Source organism: Rhodoferax sp., from assembly GCF_044236835.1.
Taxonomy (GTDB): domain Bacteria; phylum Pseudomonadota; class Gammaproteobacteria; order Burkholderiales; family Burkholderiaceae_C; genus Allorhodoferax.
The window spans coordinates 103,310-119,018 of sequence record NZ_JBIIGC010000007.1 but is presented as its reverse complement, the minus strand read 5'-3'; the positions used below and the strand labels follow the sequence as shown (position 1 = coordinate 119,018).

The window sequence follows — 15,709 nt, the reverse complement described above, 5'->3', positions numbered from 1 at the left end:
AGGCCGTCGCCGATTACTTGACGGCGGTACTACAAGCCAACAACCCAGATTTACTGCCGCCTGCCCCTAGTAATACTGCGCGCACTGGGCGTGAAGTTCATCGCGCACCCAGCCTGAGCACGGTGTTCGGCCAAGGCAGCTAAACGCCTACCACCCAATCCGCCCTAGCCCTTGACGCCGCAATCCTGCGCGTATTGGGCGCATCTGTGCTGTCTATCCAGGCCAAGGCATCCTCGCGGCTGCGGCCGAATTGCATGTGGCGCGCTAGCAGGCGCTGGTTGCGCAGTGTTTCGTCCACATCCAGGTACCACGTTTCATCCAGCAGGCCGCGCACGCTGGCCCACTGGGGGTCGTCCAGCAGCAGGTAGTTGCCTTCAGTAATCACAAGCTGGGTGGAGTCGGGCACGGCGATGGCACCGGCAACAGCTTCTTCCAGGCCGCGCAGGTAGCTGGGCGCGTACACGGTTTCGCCTGGGCTGGGGTTGCGCAAGCGCTGCAACAGGTGGCAGTAGCCGGCGGCGTCAAAGGTGTCGGCTGCGCCTTTGCGCTGGGCGCGGCCCAGGCGCTGCAGCTCGCTGTTGGCGAGGTGGAAACCGTCCATGGGCACCACTTGTGCCTGCGCGCCCAAGGCCCGCGCAAGTGCTTCAGCTAAGGTGGATTTGCCCGCGCCCGGCGGTGCGGCAATGCCCAGGATGCAGCGGGTGCCGCGCGCCAGCAGGCGCTGGGCGCGCTCTAGTGCCTGGGGCGGCACGGCGGCGGTTGGGCTTGGGGTGGGGATGGGCTTGCTCATACGGGATTGGCCGTTACTGCAAACTGCACGCTGCCAGCGGCCACATGGTCGCGCACCTCGGCGCGCAGGGGCGGCGCGCAGCCGCGGCGCTGCACGCAAATGCTGGCGCTGGCCACCGCGTTGGCCAGCAGGCTTTCGGCCTGCTCGGTCGTCACTGCCGTTCTGCCCCAGCGGGCGTCCAGCCCAGCTTCCAGCATGGCCACCACCAGGCCTGCCAAAAAGCAGTCGCCAGCGCCCACGGTGTCGGCGATACGCAGGCCAGCAGTTTCGCGTGCATGGAACACCGCGCCGTGGCGGGTCAGCAAGCTGGCACCGTCGCCGCCCCGGGTCAGCGCCACGCATGCGGCGTTACTTGATTGCAGCAGGTGCTGCGCCTGGGCCAGCGGCGTGTCGCCGGGCAGCGCCAGGTGCGCCAGATCCTCGTCGCTGACCTTGATGACGTCGGCGTACTGCAGCGCCGCCAGCACATGGGCGCGGTAGCGCGCCAGATCGGGCATCACCGAGGGGCGCAGGTTGGCGTCGACCACGACCAAGCGCTGCGCTTGGCGCTGCTGGGCCAGCCAGGGCAGGTAGGTGTCGGCGTCGTCGGGCGACAAGGCCAGCGCACCGGTGCACACCACTTGCAGGCCTGGCGCCTGGGCGCAGGCGTGGTTGAGCGCGTTGGCGTTGGTGGCGCGGTCGGCCACGCCCTCGCGGTAGAAGGCGTAGTCGGGGTGGCCTTGCGCGTCTACGGCCACCACCGCCAGCGAGGTGACAGCCTGCACCGGCTCGGGCGCGGCCAGGTGCACGCCGTCTGCGCGCAGCCCCTCGGCCAACTGGCGCCCAAAGCGGTCTTTGGACAGCGGGTTGAGGTACAGCGTGGGCACACCTTGGCGGGCCAGGGCGCGGCTGAGGTTGTAGACCGCGCCACCGATGCAGGGCTCAAACTGACCGTCGGGGTTGCGGATCAGGTCGATCAAAGCCTCCCCTGCGGTGGCGACTTGGATCGGCGATTTTTGTGGGTTCATCTGCGGGTTTTCCATTACTAAAGCAACTTGATTTATTAAGTCGACAGCGAATATAGTGCGGCCACGCTACAAGGTAAAGCGTACTTTCCCCGGGAGCAGTCCCGGTTTATTGCACCCGAAAAACCCATTCTTCAGGAGACTGAGCATGAAAAAATCCACCACCCTGGCGCTGACCGCCATCGCCTTTGCCGCCCTGGCCGCCACCTCGGCCCACGCCGCCGAAACCGTGATCGGCCTGATCACCAAGACCGAGAGCAACCCCTTCTTCGTGAAAATGAAGGAAGGCGCTGACGCCGCCGCCAAGAAGGCCGGTGCCAAGCTCTTGACCGCTGCCGGCAAGCAAGACGGCGACACCGCCAGCCAAATCAGCGCCATGGAAAACATGGTCGCCGCTGGCGCCAAGACGATTTTGATCACCTCCTCGGGCGACGCCATCATCCCCACCATCAAGAAAATCCGTGCCCAGGGTGTGCAAGTGATTGCCCTGGACAGCCCAGTAGGTGAAGCCGATGCGCTGTTTGCCACCGACAACTACAAAGCCGGCGTGCTGATCGGCCAGTACGCCAAGGCTGCGCTGGGCGGCAAAAAGCCAGTCATCGCCACCCTGGACCTGTTCCCCGGCCATCCGGTGGGCGCGCAGCGCCACAACGGTTTCCTGTCGGGCTATGGGTTGAAGAGCCTGGACGCCAAGAGCAACGAGCTGGCCAAGCCCGCAGAAGTGGTGTGCATGGCCGACAGCTTCGGTGACGCCGCCAAGGGCCAAACCGGCATGGAAAACTGCCTGCAAAAGAACCCCAACATCAACGTGGTGTACGCCATCAATGAACCCGCCGCTGCCGGTGCCTACAAGGCCATCAAGGCCGCAGGCAAAGAGAAGGATGTGGTCATCGTCGCTGTGGACGGCATGTGCAGCAACGGTGTGGGCAACGTCGAGAAGGGCGTGATCGCCGCCACCAGCATGCAGTACCCGCTGAAGATGGCTGCGTTGGGCGTGGCAGCCGGTGTGCAGTTCGCCAAAGACGGCAAGCGCCAGTCGGGCTACACCGACACCGGTGTGGACTTGGTGGCTGCCAAACCCATGGCAGGCGTGAAGAGCATCGACACCAAGACCGCACGCGGCCAGTGCTGGGGTGATTGATCGCTTATGACCGCATGAGAGCCCCGCATGTGCGGGGCTTTCTTTTCTTGTTGGCGCAGACCCGTCGAGATAGGCCCCACCCATGAAAACCCAACCCATTGCCTTGCCCGCCCTGGGCACTAGCGGCCCGCTGATTGCCTTGCTGCTGGCCTGTGCGTTCTTCTCGTTCCAGCACGAGAACTTTTTGACGCTCAAAAACTTCTCGCTGATCCTGCAGCAGGTCATGGTGGTGGGCACCATCGCCATCGGCCAAACACTCATCATTCTCACCGCAGGCATCGACCTGTCGTGCGGCATGGTCATGGCCTTGGGCTCTATCGTCATGACCAAGTTCGCCGCCGATTACGGGCTGAGCGCGCCAGTTGCCATCCTGTGCGGCATTGCCGCCACCACCGCTTTTGGTCTGGTCAACGGCCTCTTGGTGACCCGCGTCAAGCTGCCGCCCTTCATCGTGACGCTGGGCACGCTCAACATCGCGTTTGCCATCACCCAGCTGTATTCGGGCGCGCAGACCATCACCCAAATTCCAGCGGGTATGACCCTGTTGGGCGAAACCTTCAATCTGGGCGACGCCCGGGTGGCTTACGGCGCGGTGCTGATGCTCGCGCTCTACCTGCTGGCCTGGGTGTTGCTGCGTGAGACCGCCGCCGGGCGCCATGTGTACGCCGTGGGCAACAGCCCCGAGGCGGCGCGCCTCTCCGGCATTTCTACCGACCGGGTGCTGCTGGGCGTGTACGCGCTGGCCGGTGTGTTTTACGGCATCGCCTCCATGCTGACGGTGGCGCGCACTGGCGCGGGCGACCCCAATGGTGGGCAGACCGAAAACCTGGACGCCATCACCGCCGTGGTGCTGGGTGGCACCAGCTTGTTTGGTGGGCGGGGCATCATCTTGGGCACGCTCATGGGCGCGTTGATCGTGGGCGTGTTTCGCAACGGCCTGACCTTGATGGGGGTGTCTTCGGTCTACCAAATCTTGGTGACCGGTGTGCTGGTGATTCTGGCGGTGGCCACCGACCAGATGTCGCGCAAAGGAGCGAGGTAAATGCAGGCAAGCCCCAACACCCACACCGCGCCCAACATGAACACAAGCCCAGCTATGCAGGCCAGCACCATCGTGATGCAGGCCAAGGGTTTGGTGAAACGCTACGGCCAGGTCACCGCATTGGATGGCGCCGACTTTGAGCTGCGCGCCGGCGAAATCCTGGCGGTGATTGGCGACAACGGCGCGGGCAAGTCCTCGCTGATCAAGTGCCTCTCGGGCGCCACGATTCCCGATGCCGGAGACATCGCCCTGGATGGCAAACCGATTGCGTTCAAAAGCCCCATCGACGCCCGCTTGGCCGGCATCGAGACGGTGTACCAAGACCTGGCCGTGGCACCGGCCATGACGATTGCCGAAAACCTGTTCCTGGGCCGGGAGCGCCGCCGGGGCGGCATCTTGGGGCGGCTGGGCTTTATCGACAAAAAGGCGATGCTGGAAGAAAGCGTTGCCCGCATGAACGACCTCAAGGTAGGCATCCGCTCCATGACGCAGGCGGTGGAGACGCTCTCGGGTGGCCAACGCCAGTGCGTGGCGGTGGCGCGCGCGGCGGCCTTTGCGCAGCACGTGGTCATCATGGACGAGCCCACGGCGGCGCTGGGTGTGAAAGAGGGCAATATGGTGCTGGAGCTGATCCGCCGGGTGCGGGACCGCGGCCTGCCGGTGGTGCTGATTTCCCACAACATGCCCCACGTTTTTGAGATCGCTGACCGCATCCATATTGCGCGCCTGGGCAAGCGCGCTGCGGTGGTCAATCCCAAACACATCAGCATGAGCGACACGGTGGCGATAATGACGGGCGCTATGTCTGCCAGCGACTTGCCCCCCGAGGCGCTGGCCCACTGAACCCACGCAAAGGGACACACATGCTCAAGGGACTGGACCCGCTGCTCACGCCCGATCTGGTCAAAGTGCTCATGGAAATGGGCCACGACGACACGCTGGTGCTGGCCGACGCCAACTTCACCGCACACCGCCTGGCCCAAGGCAAACCGCTGCTGCGCCTGCCCGGCACTGGCATGGTCCGCGTGGTGCAGGCCGTCACTTCGGTGCTGCCGCTGGTGGCCGACGAAATCCACCCGGTGGGCTTCATGCAAGTCAGCGGCCAACCCGAGGGTTACCTGTCTGCTTTGCAGCGCGAGGTCATGCAGGTGTTGTCGCCGCAGTTGCTGCCGGGCCAAAGCGCGCAGGCCATCGAGCGCTTTGCGTTTTATGAGCGCACCCGCAGCGCCTACGCCATCGTGCTGACCGGCGAGCTGCAGCCCTATGGAAACTTTTTGCTGCGCAAAGGCGTGATCGGCGAAACTTTGCGTCCATGAACGCCCCCGCCACCCCGCCGATGCTGCGCCCGCGTGGCTCCAACCACGTGGGCATGCGCCAGTTCAACGAGCGGGTGGTGTTGCAGGCCATCCGCCTCAACGGCAGCATGCCCAAGGCCGACCTGGCCCGCCTCACCGGCCTGACCGCGCAAACCATTGGCCTGATCACCACCCGGCTCGAAGAAGACGGTTTGCTGCTGCGCCACGAGCCCGTGCGGGGCCGCATCGGCCAGCCTTCGGTGCCGCTGGCACTGAACCCGGACGGCGCGTTTTCGGTGGGCATCAAGATCGGTCGGCGCAGCGCCGACTTGCTGTTGGTGGATTTCACCGGCGCGGTGCGCCGCCGCGAAAGCCTGCGCTACGACTTTCCCGATGCGCGCACCCTCTTGCCCACCATCGCCGCGCACCTGCACTCCATCCACGACGGCCTGGGCGCGTTGGCGCAGCGCTTGGTGGGCGTGGGCCTGGCCGCGCCGCTGAACCTGGGCGGCTGGCACAAGCTGCTGGGCCTGCCGCAAGCCGTGTCAGACGAGTGGAACGCCACCGACTTGCGCACCCAGGTGCAGTCCCTGTGCGATGCGCCGGTCAGCTTCGCCAAAGACACCTCGGCAGCTTGCGTGGCCGAGTTGGTGGCCGGGCGCGGGCGCGACCTCAAGAGCTTTTTGTACTTGTTCGTCGACACCTTTGTGGGCGGCGGCTTGGTCATCAACTCGCATTTGCACAACGGCATCCACGGCAACGCCGGGGCGGTAGCGTCCTTGCCGCTGCAAATCTCCAGTGGCAATCGCATTCCGGAGCAGCTCATCGCCCACGCCTCGCTCTGGGAGCTAGAGCAACGCCTCAAAGCCGCCGGCCTGGACCCCAGTGCCGCCTACGACGACCGCGCCATGGCGCCCCCGTTTGAGCCGCACACCCAAGCCTGGGTGGAGAGCGCTGCGCGGGCGCTGGCGCAGTGCGTGGTCAGCGGCACTGCGTTTCTCGACATCGATGCGGTGGTGGTGGACGGTTCGTTTGCGCCGGCCATGCTCACACGCCTGATCGCCGCCACCCAAGACGCCTTGCAAACCTACGATTGGGAAGGCCTGTGGCCGGCCACCTTGGTGGCGGGCAGCATCGGCTCGGACGCGCGCGCGTTGGGCGGCGCACTCTTGCCCTTGCATGCAAACTTTGCGCCCGACCGCGATGTGTTTTTGAAGGCCGGTGCCTGACCCAAACCGGCGCGCAGCTCAACGCTGCAGCGGCAGCCGCAATTCAAAGCACGCGCCGCCGCCTGCGCGGTTGCTGCAGCGCACCGAGCCGCCGTGGCGTTGCGCAATCGACTTGACCAACGCCAGTCCCAAGCCCACACCGCCGTCGCGCTCCGATGCGCCGGGCAAACGGTAAAACGGCTCGAAGATGCGCTCGGCCAGCGCCGGTGGCACGCCTGGGCCGCAGTCGTTGACCTGCAGCACCGCCTCGCTGCCGCTTTGGCGCAGCACCACGGTGGTTTCGCCATCGGCGTAGCGCCGGGCGTTCTCCAGCAGGTTGCGCACAGCACGGCGCAGCAATTTGGCCACGCCAGGCACCACGACGGTAGTTGCATCCACGTCCAGCGTGGCGTGGCTGCGGGCGCATTCTTCGGCGCACAGGCCTACCAGATCCACGGGCTCCACCGTGCCCATGTTGGCCTCTTGCGCGTCCAGGCGGCTGGCTAGCAAGATTTCATCAATCAGCTGGTCCAGCTCGGCAATGTTGCGGGTGATTTCGTCCTTGGCGGCCTGGCCCGGCGTGCTGCCCATCAGCTCCAGGCCCATGCGGATGCGCGTGAGCGGCGAGCGCAGCTCGTGCGAGGCATTGGCCAGCAGCGACTTTTGCGAGGCCAGCAACGCGTCACTGGTCTTCATCAGCCCCTCAATTTGCTCGGCGGCGCGGTTGAAGCGCTGCGCCAAGAAGCCCACCTCGTCGTCGCCACCGGCAGGCATGCGCGCGCTCAGGTCGCCATTGCCCCAGCGCTCTACGCCAACTTGCAGCGCTTCGAGCCGTCGGGTTAGGCGCCGCACGATGGGGTAAATGGCCAGCGCGACCGCGACGGCGACCAGCCCCAGAGTCCAGAAGAATCCGAAGGGCGCGCGCCACGGGGTGCCCGGTGGGCGCGGCATGTGCATGTGCAGGGTTTGTCCATCGCTCATTTGCACCGTGGCCTCGGGCCCTGCACCAAAGCGGCCCCGGCGTGGTGGGCCCGGTTCGTCGTCTTCGTCTTGGTCACTGGCAGCGTCTGGCATGCGTTTGGCAAGCACCCGGCCTTTGCCAATCACCTCACCGGCGACATTGCGTACCACCACCTCGCGCAGTGGCGGCTCGGCGGTGGCACGCCAGGCCCAGCCCACCAGCAAGGTGAGCACCGCCACGGCCAGCACCACGGCCAGCCAGATGCGAACGTACAGCCGCTTGAAAAACACCCTCAGTCCTGCTGGCGCGCAAACACATAGCCCACGCCGCGCACGGTAAGGATGCGCTTGGGCTCTTTGGGGTTGTGCTCAATGGCGGCGCGGATGCGGCCCATGTGCACGTCGATGGAGCGGTCAAAGGCTTCAAGCTCGCGCCCGCGCACCGCCTCCATGATCTGGTCGCGGCTGAGCACGCGACCGGCCCGCTCGGCCAGCGCCACCAGCAGGTCAAATTGGTACGAGGTCAGCTCGCAGGGCGCATCGGCCACGCTGACGGTGCGCGCATCGCGGTCGATGGCCAGACTGCCAAAGCGCATCACCTGGCTGCTCTGTGCAGTGGGCTCGGAGCTGCGCCGCAAGACCGCGCGAATGCGGGCCAGCAGCTCGCGCGGCTCGAACGGTTTGGGCAGATAGTCGTCGGCGCCCATTTCCAGACCAATGATGCGGTCCATCGGGTCGCCCTTGGCGGTGAGCATTAGCACCGGTGTACTGGCTGCGGCGCTGGGCAGTGCGCGGATGCGGCGGCACACCTCCAGGCCGTCCATGTCGGGCAGCATCAGGTCCAGCACCACCAGGTCGTGCAGGGGGCCTTCGGGCCGGAGCGCCAGTGCGGCCAGACCGGCTTGCCCGTCGGACGCGGTCTGCACGCTGTAGCCGTTGTTGCCCAGGTACTCCGCGACCATGGCGGCCAGCCGGGCGTCGTCTTCGATCATCAAGAGGTGTTGGCGCATACGGACAGTCTAGCCTTGGACCTTTTCGGGCGCATGCCCTGCGCTGCAAGCAGCGGTAAAGAAAGGTAAATCGGCCGCGCGGGCCCGAGCCGCCGCACGCGTGGCGTGCATTCACTCGGGTGAAGCAGGGCCAGTCACTTGTGGGGTACCTGTTTGCGTCTTGACCCGCGAGGCCAGCCACACCAGCAGCAGCACCGGCGCGCCCAGCAAGGCGGTGCTGGTGAAAAAGTGGACGTAGCCGAAGGCATCCACAAAGACCCCGGAGTAGCCCGCCACCAGCTTGGGCAGCAAGAGCATCATGGAGCTGAACAATGCGTACTGGGTGGCCGAGTAGTTGACGTTGGTGAGCGAGGACAGGTAGGCCACAAACGCGCTGGTGGCAATGCCGCCGGCCAGGTTGTCGGCCGAAATCACCACCATGAGTTTGGTGACATCGTGGCCCTGGGTGGACAGCCAGGCGAACAGCAAGTTGGTGCCAGCGCTGAGCAACGCGCCCAGCATCAAGACCCGCATCACGCCCAGGCGCAGCGCCAGCACGCCGCCGGCAAACGCGCCCACCAGCGTCATCACCACGCCGTACACCTTGGTGACGGTGGCCACCTCGGCTTTGGTGTAGCCCATGTCCACATAAAACGGGTTGGCCATGATGCCCATCACCACATCGCTGATGCGGTAGGTGGCGATCAGCGCCAGCAGCAGCGCCGCGTGCCAGCGGTAGCGGCCCAAGAAGTCGGCAAACGGCTCGACCAGCGCGCCTCGCAACCACTCGGCGGCGTTTTTGGACGGGGGGATGGGCCGTGGCGCGGGCTCTTTGGAGCACAGCACGGTCAGCATCCCCGGCAGCATGCTGGCGGCCATGGCCAAGTAGGCCACGGTCCAGGCGCCGGGTTGGTAGGTGGCAGCGGAAGCTGCGGCGCCCGCGTCGGCGACTGCGAATCCACCCTCGGCCCAGGCAGCAATCCACAAAGCACCGGCGCCGGCCCAAATCATGGCCAGCCGGTAGCCGGCCAGGTAGCTTGCTGCCAGTGCGGCCTGGTGCTCGGCATCGCCCGATTCGATACGAAAGGCATCGAGCGCAATGTCCTGCGTGGCCGAGCCAAAGGCCACCGCAATGGCACACCACACCATGGTGGACAGCGCCACCTTGGGGTCGGTCAGCGCGATGCTGCTGAGGCCCAGCACGATGATTGTTTGCGACACCAAAAGCCAACTGCGCCTGCGCCCCAGCCAGCGGGTGAGCAGCGGTATCGGCATGCGGTCCACCAAGGGCGACCAGGTCCACTTGAAGGCGTAGGCCAGACCGACCCAGCTCAAAAATCCGATGGTGCTGCGGTCCACCCCGGCTTCGCGCAGCCAAAAACTCAGCGTGCCAAACACCAGCAGCAAGGGCAAGCCCGCAGAAAAACCCAAGGACAGCATGCGCAAGGACGCGGGCTCCAGGTACACGCGCCACGCCTGCGTCCATGCCTTTGTCGGGGGCGTTGTGGGAGCCGCTTGGGGTGCTAATGCCATCGGGGAATAATACCTGCCACCCCCGCCGCATCCGGCGGCGTGACCCTGGAGGAACTTGTTGCATGCCGCTGCCCTTTACGCCTTCCAACCGCCGCGCGGGCGCCAGCGCCCGCTGGGTCCGCGCGCTGCTGTTGGCGCTCTTAGCGCTGGCAGCGCAGTGGACCTGGGTCGGTGCCAGCCACGCGCAGGTTCGCGAGGGCGAACGCGAGGGGGTGGATGTAGGTGGTAACTCCGCCTTTAGCAAGCTGGTCAGCGCCAGCGAGATTGAGCAGGCGTCGCAGCAGCAGTACCAAGCGCTGTTGCGCGAAGCCGCTGCCAACCAAGCGCTGGTGCCAGCGCAGGACCCGCAGCTCAAACGCCTGCGCGCGATCGCACAGCGCATCATCCCGTTTGCCGCGCCCTGGAACGACCGCACCCGGCAGTGGAAGTGGGAGGTCAACCTGATCGCGTCCCCCAAGCGCAACGCGTTTTGCATGCCCGGCGGCAAGATCGTGTTCTACACCGGGATTCTGACCAGCCTCCAACTCACCGACGACGAGGTGGCCATGGTGATGGGCCACGAAATGGCCCACGCCCTGCGCGAGCACGCCCGCGAGCGCATGGGCAAGACCGCCGCCACCGGCCTGGGCGCCAACTTGTTGGGCCAGCTGCTGGGCTTGGGGGACATTGGCCAGATGGCTACCAACTACGGCGCGCAGCTGCTTACCCTGAGGTTCAGCCGCTCTGACGAATCCGAGGCCGACTTGGTCGGCATGGAACTGGCCGCCCGCGCCGGCTTTGACCCGCGCGCCGGCGTCACCCTGTGGCAAAAAATGGCCGCCGCCAGCAAAGGCGCGCCGCCGCAGTGGCTCTCTACCCATCCCTCGGGCAACAGCCGTATTGCCGATATCGAGGCCAACCTGCCCAAGGTGATGCCGCTGTACGAGCGGGCTAGGCGTAAGCCCGTGCCATAAAGCAACCGGGCTATGAGCGCGACTTCGCCTTGCGTTTGCGCCAGTAGTTCCGGCAGATGCGGATACGTTGCGGTCGATGGCGAGGTGCGTCAAAAACGCCTTTACTTCACGGGCACCCATGTCACGCGGGTGTCGCATCGCACTGCCGTTGCCCGACCAGCGGATGAAGAAGCGAGCCCAATAGACGTACACCTGCTCGGTGCTGAGGCGATAGTGCATGGTTCGAATACGCTCGCGCAGCTGGACCAAAATCCGGGTGGACTGCAGCGCAAGGGTCCTGGGTTTCACAGAGCTTTTATGGCTCTACATTCAAAGGTATATTGAGCGCTGAGCCAAGCTGCCAGCCACTTTGCGGAGGGAGACATGACCAACTTATGGAGCAGCGCCCGACTTTTGGAGCAGGTTTTGCTACTTAAATTACGTTGGCCCCATTTTCGCAGTGGTCCTCGACAATCATGCGTGCTTCCTACTCCTTAAGCACACCTTCAAGACTTTCTCTGCACCGCGCGGTGTTCTGACCAGCATATTTGGCGAATGAAGCATGAAGACCATCGGGACAGTGCTATTTTCTTTATTTCTTGCTTTGCTTTTGTTCGCTAGTAAGCCCTTCGAAGTCGGTTTTGCGCTAGGAGGACCCTGTGATTTTGGTTTCGGCAAGAGTCTTCGTGATGTTCAAGAGAAAGCAATCCGTGGATACTTCATCGAGAAATTGCCCAACGCAATTGATTTGGAAAGTGTGACCTGCGGCCAACTCTTTGACTCCAAACTCGTGGCTACATTTCATTTATCCAAAGAAGAGGCTGAACAGTTGCTCGCAGAACTAGAAGCAACATTCCACGCACGACAAAATCACCCGACTTTTCCTGATTCAATGAAGCGTCGAGAAATGATTGGTCCACCCGCACATACTACTCACATCTACCATCTTTCCGGGACTTCAAATCTTGATGAGCGAATTGTGAGTGTTTCATTCCCCAAAGACACAAGCAAGGTTTCCACAGTAGTGTTCGAAGGCATTAAGTTCTGAATCAGAGTGCCAAGAAATGAATCCGCATCAGATGAAGGGAACTCATTCGCTAGATCAAGCAGTATTCCGCGTAGTGAAGCCTAACCCCTCTAGTGGGACTCCCTGTTTCATCAAGCAGCTCTGGTGATGTTTTTCTTTCATGAGCCTTGCCTTCAGCCTTGAAGATGAGCCGGTGCTAGGCCAACCGTTACGATTGCCATCACTTCCCCTTCCGCTCAACAGTTGAGTTGATGAATAGATTCGCCCCTCCATCGTTGCACTTGATTGCCGACAACCGCAACCCCTATGGGTCACGGCACGCGTGGGACGGGGAAGCCTTTTTCATTTGCTAGGCCTCGCCCAACAACCGCCGTGCCCTACCAAGCCCTTGCCAACGCCGTTCTTCTGTTGCACTTCGCGGTTGTCCTCTTCGTCGTGCTCAGCTTGCCGGCCATTCTTGTCGGCAACTGGCGCGGCTGGGCCTGGGTAAACAAGTTCTGGTTTCGTTCGGCTCACCTGCTCGCAATCGGTGTCGTCGTGTTGCAGGCTTGGCTTGGGCAGCACTGCGCCCTGACAGAACTAGAGTCCGCGCTTCGGGTGCGGGCTGGAGAATTTGGCTATGAACGCAGTTTCATCGAGTACTGGGTTCAGCGGCTGCTCTACTACCAAGCGCCCCTGTGGGTGTTCGCGTTCCTTTACACCGCCTTCGGTGCCGTGGTGGCATGGGCATGGTGGCGTTTTCCACCAACCCGCGTTGATGCTCAGCGAAGCGGCGCCTAACCCCTCTAGCTGGACTTCCCCTTCCACTCAACCGTTGAGTTGATGAAAAAATTCACCTCTGCATCGTGGCACTGTGTTGCCGACAACCGCAACCCCTACGGGTCGCGGCTCGCTTGGGACAGGGAAGTCCCTTTCATTGGTTAAGCCGCGTATTCATCACCCCTGCACATATGGCTGACAACGAATACTGGAGCCCGCTGGTTCCCGAACTCACGGTAACGAACCTCCAGAGGTCGCTACTCTTCTACACATCTGTTGGGTTTTCGGTGCGCTTCCAACGCGATGAACCGCCGTTTGCCTATATTGAGATGGGGCAAGCCCAGCTCATGCTTGAACAGCTACATCCTGACGGCTGGAACATCGAACCGCTCGACAGACCGCTCGGGCGCGGAATCAACTTTCAGGTCGAGGTCATCGATGCAGAAATGACGCTTTCGTCTTTGCGCGGTCTAGGGTTCTTTCCTTTCCGCGAGATTCAGGACACTTGGTACGCTGTCTCGAAGCAAGCCGAAGAGGGTCAGCGTGAGTTCCTCGTACAAGACCCCGATGGCTACCTGATGCGCTTCGCGCAGTATTTGGGCCGGCGTGTTGTGGCCTGACTCGCACGTTGAGCGACTGCTTACTTGTTCGATAAAGAGCCGCTCGTGGCCCAGGGGGTAGACGGCGGGCGGGGGCTGACCGGCAGCATGGGGCGCCAGGCGTTAGGCTGGCACCGTCTGTCACGGCCCGTCCCTACAATGCGCCGACCCGAGCCCACCACCGAGCCGCCATGACCGACCCCCGTTCCCGCGCAACCATGCGCCCCCTGCCCCGGTTTATTTTTGCCAGCCGCTGGCTGCAGTTGCCGCTCTACATCGGTCTGATTGCGGCGCAGGGCGTGTATGTTTTTCACTTTTGGGTGGAGCTGGTGCATTTGCTTGAAGCGGCCTTTGGCAGCGAGGCGGCGGTGCAGGCGTTGGTGCGCAGTATTGGCTACAAGTCGGATGTGGTGGTGTCGCAGCTCAACGAGACAATCATCATGCTGGTGGTGCTGGCGCTGATTGATGTGGTGATGATCTCCAACCTGCTCATCATGGTGATCGTCGGCGGCTACGAAACCTTCGTGTCACGCATGGACCTGGACGGCCACCCCGATCAGCCCGAGTGGCTCAGCCATGTGAATGCTTCGGTGCTCAAGGTCAAGCTGGCCACGGCCATCATCGGCATCAGCTCCATCCACCTACTCAAAACCTTCATCAACGCCGCCAATTACGACGAGAAGGTCTTGATGTGGCAAACCATCATCCATGTGGCGTTTTTGTTCAGCGCCATTGCGATTGCGTACACCGACAAGCTGTTAAGCGCTGCACATCCCAACGGGCACTGACCTGGCGTGCTGGAACTGACTGCGCCGCCTCCTGCCGGGCCGTGGTGCGCCGCGCCCCTGCTTATTCGGCGCTGAACTGGCTGGCGTTTCTTCCCTTGAACTGCGCGTAGAACGCCTTGATCGCCACCATGTCGGCATCAATGTCCCCGCTCGGATGGAACACTGGCCCCAGCCCGCTGATCTTTTTTTCGTAGTCCATGTAGGCCATCACGATGGGCACCTTGGCACCCACGGCGATGTAATAAAAACCGGTTTTCCAATAGCGCACCTTGCTGCGCGTGCCCTCGGGTGGCACCACCAGCTGCAGGGGCCCGTCGGCTGCTTCAATGGCCTCCACCGAAGCGGCCACCAGGTTGTTGGCACTGTCGCGCTGAACCGGAATGCCGCCCAGCCACATCATCACCGCGCGAAACGGGGGCTTGAAGAGCTGGTTTTTCCCCATCCAGTAAATGTTGAGGCGCAGCGCAAACGCCACCATCAGGGTGTAGGGCAAATCCCAGTTGCTGGTGTGCGGTGCGGCAATGAACACCGATTTGTGGCAATCGGCGGGCAGGCTGCCCTGCACCTGCCAGCCGGTCAGCTTGAGGAAACTTACCGACAGGGCGCGCAGCACCGTGTTGACGACGGGCGTGTCAAAAATAGTTCGGTGCATGCAACAGTGGGGAGGGTGGGGTCAGGGCAGCGCGGCTTGGCGCGCCGGTTCGTGGTCTTGGTCGGGGCGGTGCGCTGGGTCCACATGGGTCATGAGGTTGAGCACGCGGTGGCGCAGCATGACCGCCTGGCGGGCCGCCACTGCAATGTTGTGGCCAGCTTCGACGGTGATGTCGGCATCCACTTCGATGTGGGCATCCACCACCACCATGTCGCCCATTTTGCGGGTGCGCACATCGTGCACGCCCACCACGCCGGGGGTGGCGGCCAGCGTCTGGCGTATGGCTTGCACCTCGGCGTCGTCCACCGCGCGGTCCATCAGGTCGTGCATAGCGTCCCAGCCGAAGTTCCAGCCCATCTTGCCAACCATGAAGCCCACAATCAGCGCGGCAATTGGGTCCAAGAGCGGGTAGCCCGCCAGGTTGCCGATCAGGCCGATGCTGACCACCAGCGAGGAGGCTGCGTCCGAGCGGGCATGCCAGGCATTGGCCACCAGCATGCTGGACTTGACCGCCTTGGCAACACGCAGCATGTACTGAAACAGCAGCTCTTTGGCCGCGATGGCGCCCAGCGCCACCCACAGCGCCGAGGCATGCACCGTGGCAATGGTTTGGGGCGACTCCAGCTTTTGCAGCGCGGCCCACACCATGGCCAGGCCCACACCCAGCAAAATCGCGCCCAGTGCCAGCGAGGCGGCGGTCTCAAAACGCTGGTGGCCATAGGGGTGGTCGGCGTCGGCGTCTTTTTTGGCGTGGTGGCTGGCAAACAGCACCACAAAGTCCGACACCAAGTCCGAGAGCGAATGCAGTCCGTCAGCCACCAGGGCTTGCGACTTGGATAGCGTGCCCACCACGATTTGCACCACCGACAGCACCAGGTTGACGCCCACGCTCACCCAGGTGCTGCGCGACGCGGCCTTTGCGCGCTCTGCCACCGAGTGGCTGGCGTGTTCGGAGTCGTCGTCGATGCCCGTGAACTGCATACGGCCTAG

At 63.5% G+C, this 15,709-nt stretch carries 17 protein-coding genes and 1 pseudogene; 10 read left to right on the top strand and 8 right to left on the bottom strand.

Features of this window, described 5'->3' with window-relative positions:
• Positions 1-139: 139 nt before the first annotated feature.
• Together ACILRC_RS06970 and ACILRC_RS06965 are read right to left on the bottom strand one after the other, a co-directional pair.
• Positions 140-790 (bottom strand): nucleoside/nucleotide kinase family protein, encoded by a 651-nt coding sequence (locus tag ACILRC_RS06970; protein WP_395668632.1) that lies wholly within the window; start codon positions 788-790, stop codon positions 140-142.
• Positions 787-1,797: a PfkB family carbohydrate kinase gene (locus tag ACILRC_RS06965; protein ID WP_395668631.1), complete on the bottom strand. Its 1,011-nt coding sequence runs from the start codon at positions 1,795-1,797 to the stop codon at positions 787-789. Before ACILRC_RS06965 ends, ACILRC_RS06970 begins: the two co-directional genes overlap by 4 nt.
• Before the next feature lie 145 nt (positions 1,798-1,942).
• Here ACILRC_RS06965 and ACILRC_RS06960 point away from each other — a divergent pair, with 145 nt between their 5' ends.
• The 5 genes from ACILRC_RS06960 to ACILRC_RS06940 all read left to right on the top strand — a co-directional run bounded on the left by ACILRC_RS06960 (position 1,943) and on the right by ACILRC_RS06940 (position 6,501).
• Positions 1,943-2,935 (top strand): substrate-binding domain-containing protein, encoded by a 993-nt coding sequence (locus tag ACILRC_RS06960; protein WP_395668630.1) that lies wholly within the window; start codon positions 1,943-1,945, stop codon positions 2,933-2,935.
• Between the two features lie 82 nt (positions 2,936-3,017).
• Positions 3,018-3,977, top strand: a complete 960-nt coding sequence (locus ACILRC_RS06955; RefSeq protein ID WP_395668629.1) for an ABC transporter permease — start codon at positions 3,018-3,020, stop codon at positions 3,975-3,977.
• Between the two features lie 54 nt (positions 3,978-4,031).
• Entirely contained in the window at positions 4,032-4,820 is a 789-nt protein-coding gene (locus tag ACILRC_RS06950) for an ATP-binding cassette domain-containing protein (protein WP_395668666.1), read from the top strand.
• A 20-nt stretch (positions 4,821-4,840) separates the two neighbouring features.
• Positions 4,841-5,293: an RbsD/FucU family protein gene (locus tag ACILRC_RS06945; RefSeq protein ID WP_395668628.1), complete on the top strand. Its 453-nt coding sequence runs from the start codon at positions 4,841-4,843 to the stop codon at positions 5,291-5,293.
• The gene (locus ACILRC_RS06940) at positions 5,290-6,501 is read left to right on the top strand and encodes an ROK family protein (RefSeq protein WP_395668627.1); all 1,212 of its coding nucleotides are present in this window, start codon (positions 5,290-5,292) and stop codon (positions 6,499-6,501) included. Before ACILRC_RS06945 ends, ACILRC_RS06940 begins: the two co-directional genes overlap by 4 nt.
• A gap of 18 nt (positions 6,502-6,519) precedes the next feature.
• Here ACILRC_RS06940 and ACILRC_RS06935 read toward each other — a convergent pair whose 3' ends face one another.
• From ACILRC_RS06935 to ACILRC_RS06925, 3 genes are all read right to left on the bottom strand, one after another.
• A complete protein-coding gene (locus ACILRC_RS06935) occupies positions 6,520-7,737 on the bottom strand; it encodes a sensor histidine kinase (protein ID WP_395668665.1) in 1,218 nt (405 codons plus the stop codon).
• The gene (locus tag ACILRC_RS06930; protein ID WP_395668626.1) at positions 7,734-8,450 is read right to left on the bottom strand and encodes a response regulator; all 717 of its coding nucleotides are present in this window, start codon (positions 8,448-8,450) and stop codon (positions 7,734-7,736) included. The genes ACILRC_RS06935 and ACILRC_RS06930 overlap by 4 nt, the downstream gene beginning before the upstream one ends.
• Before the next feature lie 111 nt (positions 8,451-8,561).
• The gene (locus ACILRC_RS06925) at positions 8,562-9,962 is read right to left on the bottom strand and encodes an AmpG family muropeptide MFS transporter (RefSeq protein ID WP_395668625.1); all 1,401 of its coding nucleotides are present in this window, start codon (positions 9,960-9,962) and stop codon (positions 8,562-8,564) included.
• A gap of 62 nt (positions 9,963-10,024) precedes the next feature.
• Here ACILRC_RS06925 and ACILRC_RS06920 point away from each other — a divergent pair, with 62 nt between their 5' ends.
• Positions 10,025-10,915 carry a M48 family metallopeptidase gene (locus ACILRC_RS06920; RefSeq protein ID WP_395668624.1) on the top strand — a complete coding sequence of 297 codons (891 nt, stop codon included), beginning with the start codon at positions 10,025-10,027 and terminating at the stop codon, positions 10,913-10,915.
• Positions 10,916-10,981: 66 nt separating this feature from the next.
• Here the strand turns inward: ACILRC_RS06920 and ACILRC_RS06915 are convergent.
• A pseudogene (locus ACILRC_RS06915) lies at positions 10,982-11,203 on the bottom strand (phage integrase N-terminal SAM-like domain-containing protein); the annotation flags it as partial.
• Positions 11,204-11,456: 253 nt separating this feature from the next.
• Between ACILRC_RS06915 and ACILRC_RS06910 the strand changes: the two are divergent.
• The 4 genes from ACILRC_RS06910 to ACILRC_RS06895 all read left to right on the top strand — a co-directional run bounded on the left by ACILRC_RS06910 (position 11,457) and on the right by ACILRC_RS06895 (position 14,067).
• Positions 11,457-11,942 (top strand): hypothetical protein, encoded by a 486-nt coding sequence (locus ACILRC_RS06910; protein ID WP_395668623.1) that lies wholly within the window; start codon positions 11,457-11,459, stop codon positions 11,940-11,942.
• Positions 11,943-12,293: 351 nt separating this feature from the next.
• A complete protein-coding gene (locus ACILRC_RS06905) occupies positions 12,294-12,701 on the top strand; it encodes a DUF2784 domain-containing protein (protein WP_395668622.1) in 408 nt (135 codons plus the stop codon).
• 170 nt (positions 12,702-12,871) lie between these two features.
• Positions 12,872-13,300 carry a bleomycin resistance protein gene (locus ACILRC_RS06900; protein WP_395668621.1) on the top strand — a complete coding sequence of 143 codons (429 nt, stop codon included), beginning with the start codon at positions 12,872-12,874 and terminating at the stop codon, positions 13,298-13,300.
• 170 nt (positions 13,301-13,470) lie between these two features.
• Complete coding sequence (locus ACILRC_RS06895) at positions 13,471-14,067, top strand: TIGR00645 family protein (RefSeq protein ID WP_395668620.1); 597 nt, start codon at positions 13,471-13,473, stop codon at positions 14,065-14,067.
• 61 nt (positions 14,068-14,128) lie between these two features.
• Here the strand turns inward: ACILRC_RS06895 and ACILRC_RS06890 are convergent, their stop codons facing one another.
• Both ACILRC_RS06890 and ACILRC_RS06885 read right to left on the bottom strand, forming a co-directional pair.
• The gene (locus ACILRC_RS06890; RefSeq protein ID WP_395668619.1) at positions 14,129-14,719 is read right to left on the bottom strand and encodes a lysophospholipid acyltransferase family protein; all 591 of its coding nucleotides are present in this window, start codon (positions 14,717-14,719) and stop codon (positions 14,129-14,131) included.
• 21 nt (positions 14,720-14,740) lie between these two features.
• Entirely contained in the window at positions 14,741-15,700 is a 960-nt protein-coding gene (locus ACILRC_RS06885; protein WP_395668618.1) for a cation diffusion facilitator family transporter, read from the bottom strand.
• Positions 15,701-15,709 lie beyond the last annotated feature (9 nt).

Excerpts from the sequence above, each read along its gene's own strand:
- ACILRC_RS06960 (WP_395668630.1), top strand. The coding sequence starts at position 1,943 with ATGAAAAAATCCACCACCCTGGCGCTGACCGCCATCGCCTTTGCCGCC.
- ACILRC_RS06970 (WP_395668632.1), bottom strand. The coding sequence starts at position 790 with ATGAGCAAGCCCATCCCCACCCCAAGCCCAACCGCCGCCGTGCCGCCC.
- ACILRC_RS06965 (WP_395668631.1), bottom strand. The coding sequence starts at position 1,797 with ATGAACCCACAAAAATCGCCGATCCAAGTCGCCACCGCAGGGGAGGCT.
- ACILRC_RS06945 (WP_395668628.1), top strand. The coding sequence starts at position 4,841 with ATGCTCAAGGGACTGGACCCGCTGCTCACGCCCGATCTGGTCAAAGTG.
- ACILRC_RS06950 (WP_395668666.1), top strand. The coding sequence starts at position 4,032 with ATGCAGGCCAGCACCATCGTGATGCAGGCCAAGGGTTTGGTGAAACGC.
- ACILRC_RS06920 (WP_395668624.1), top strand. The coding sequence starts at position 10,025 with ATGCCGCTGCCCTTTACGCCTTCCAACCGCCGCGCGGGCGCCAGCGCC.
- ACILRC_RS06900 (WP_395668621.1), top strand. The coding sequence starts at position 12,872 with ATGGCTGACAACGAATACTGGAGCCCGCTGGTTCCCGAACTCACGGTA.
- ACILRC_RS06930 (WP_395668626.1), bottom strand. The coding sequence starts at position 8,450 with ATGCGCCAACACCTCTTGATGATCGAAGACGACGCCCGGCTGGCCGCC.
- ACILRC_RS06940 (WP_395668627.1), top strand. The coding sequence starts at position 5,290 with ATGAACGCCCCCGCCACCCCGCCGATGCTGCGCCCGCGTGGCTCCAAC.
- ACILRC_RS06955 (WP_395668629.1), top strand. The coding sequence starts at position 3,018 with ATGAAAACCCAACCCATTGCCTTGCCCGCCCTGGGCACTAGCGGCCCG.
- ACILRC_RS06890 (WP_395668619.1), bottom strand. The coding sequence starts at position 14,719 with ATGCACCGAACTATTTTTGACACGCCCGTCGTCAACACGGTGCTGCGC.
- ACILRC_RS06925 (WP_395668625.1), bottom strand. The coding sequence starts at position 9,962 with ATGGCATTAGCACCCCAAGCGGCTCCCACAACGCCCCCGACAAAGGCA.
- ACILRC_RS06910 (WP_395668623.1), top strand. The coding sequence starts at position 11,457 with ATGAAGACCATCGGGACAGTGCTATTTTCTTTATTTCTTGCTTTGCTT.
- ACILRC_RS06885 (WP_395668618.1), bottom strand. The coding sequence starts at position 15,700 with ATGCAGTTCACGGGCATCGACGACGACTCCGAACACGCCAGCCACTCG.
- ACILRC_RS06895 (WP_395668620.1), top strand. The coding sequence starts at position 13,471 with ATGACCGACCCCCGTTCCCGCGCAACCATGCGCCCCCTGCCCCGGTTT.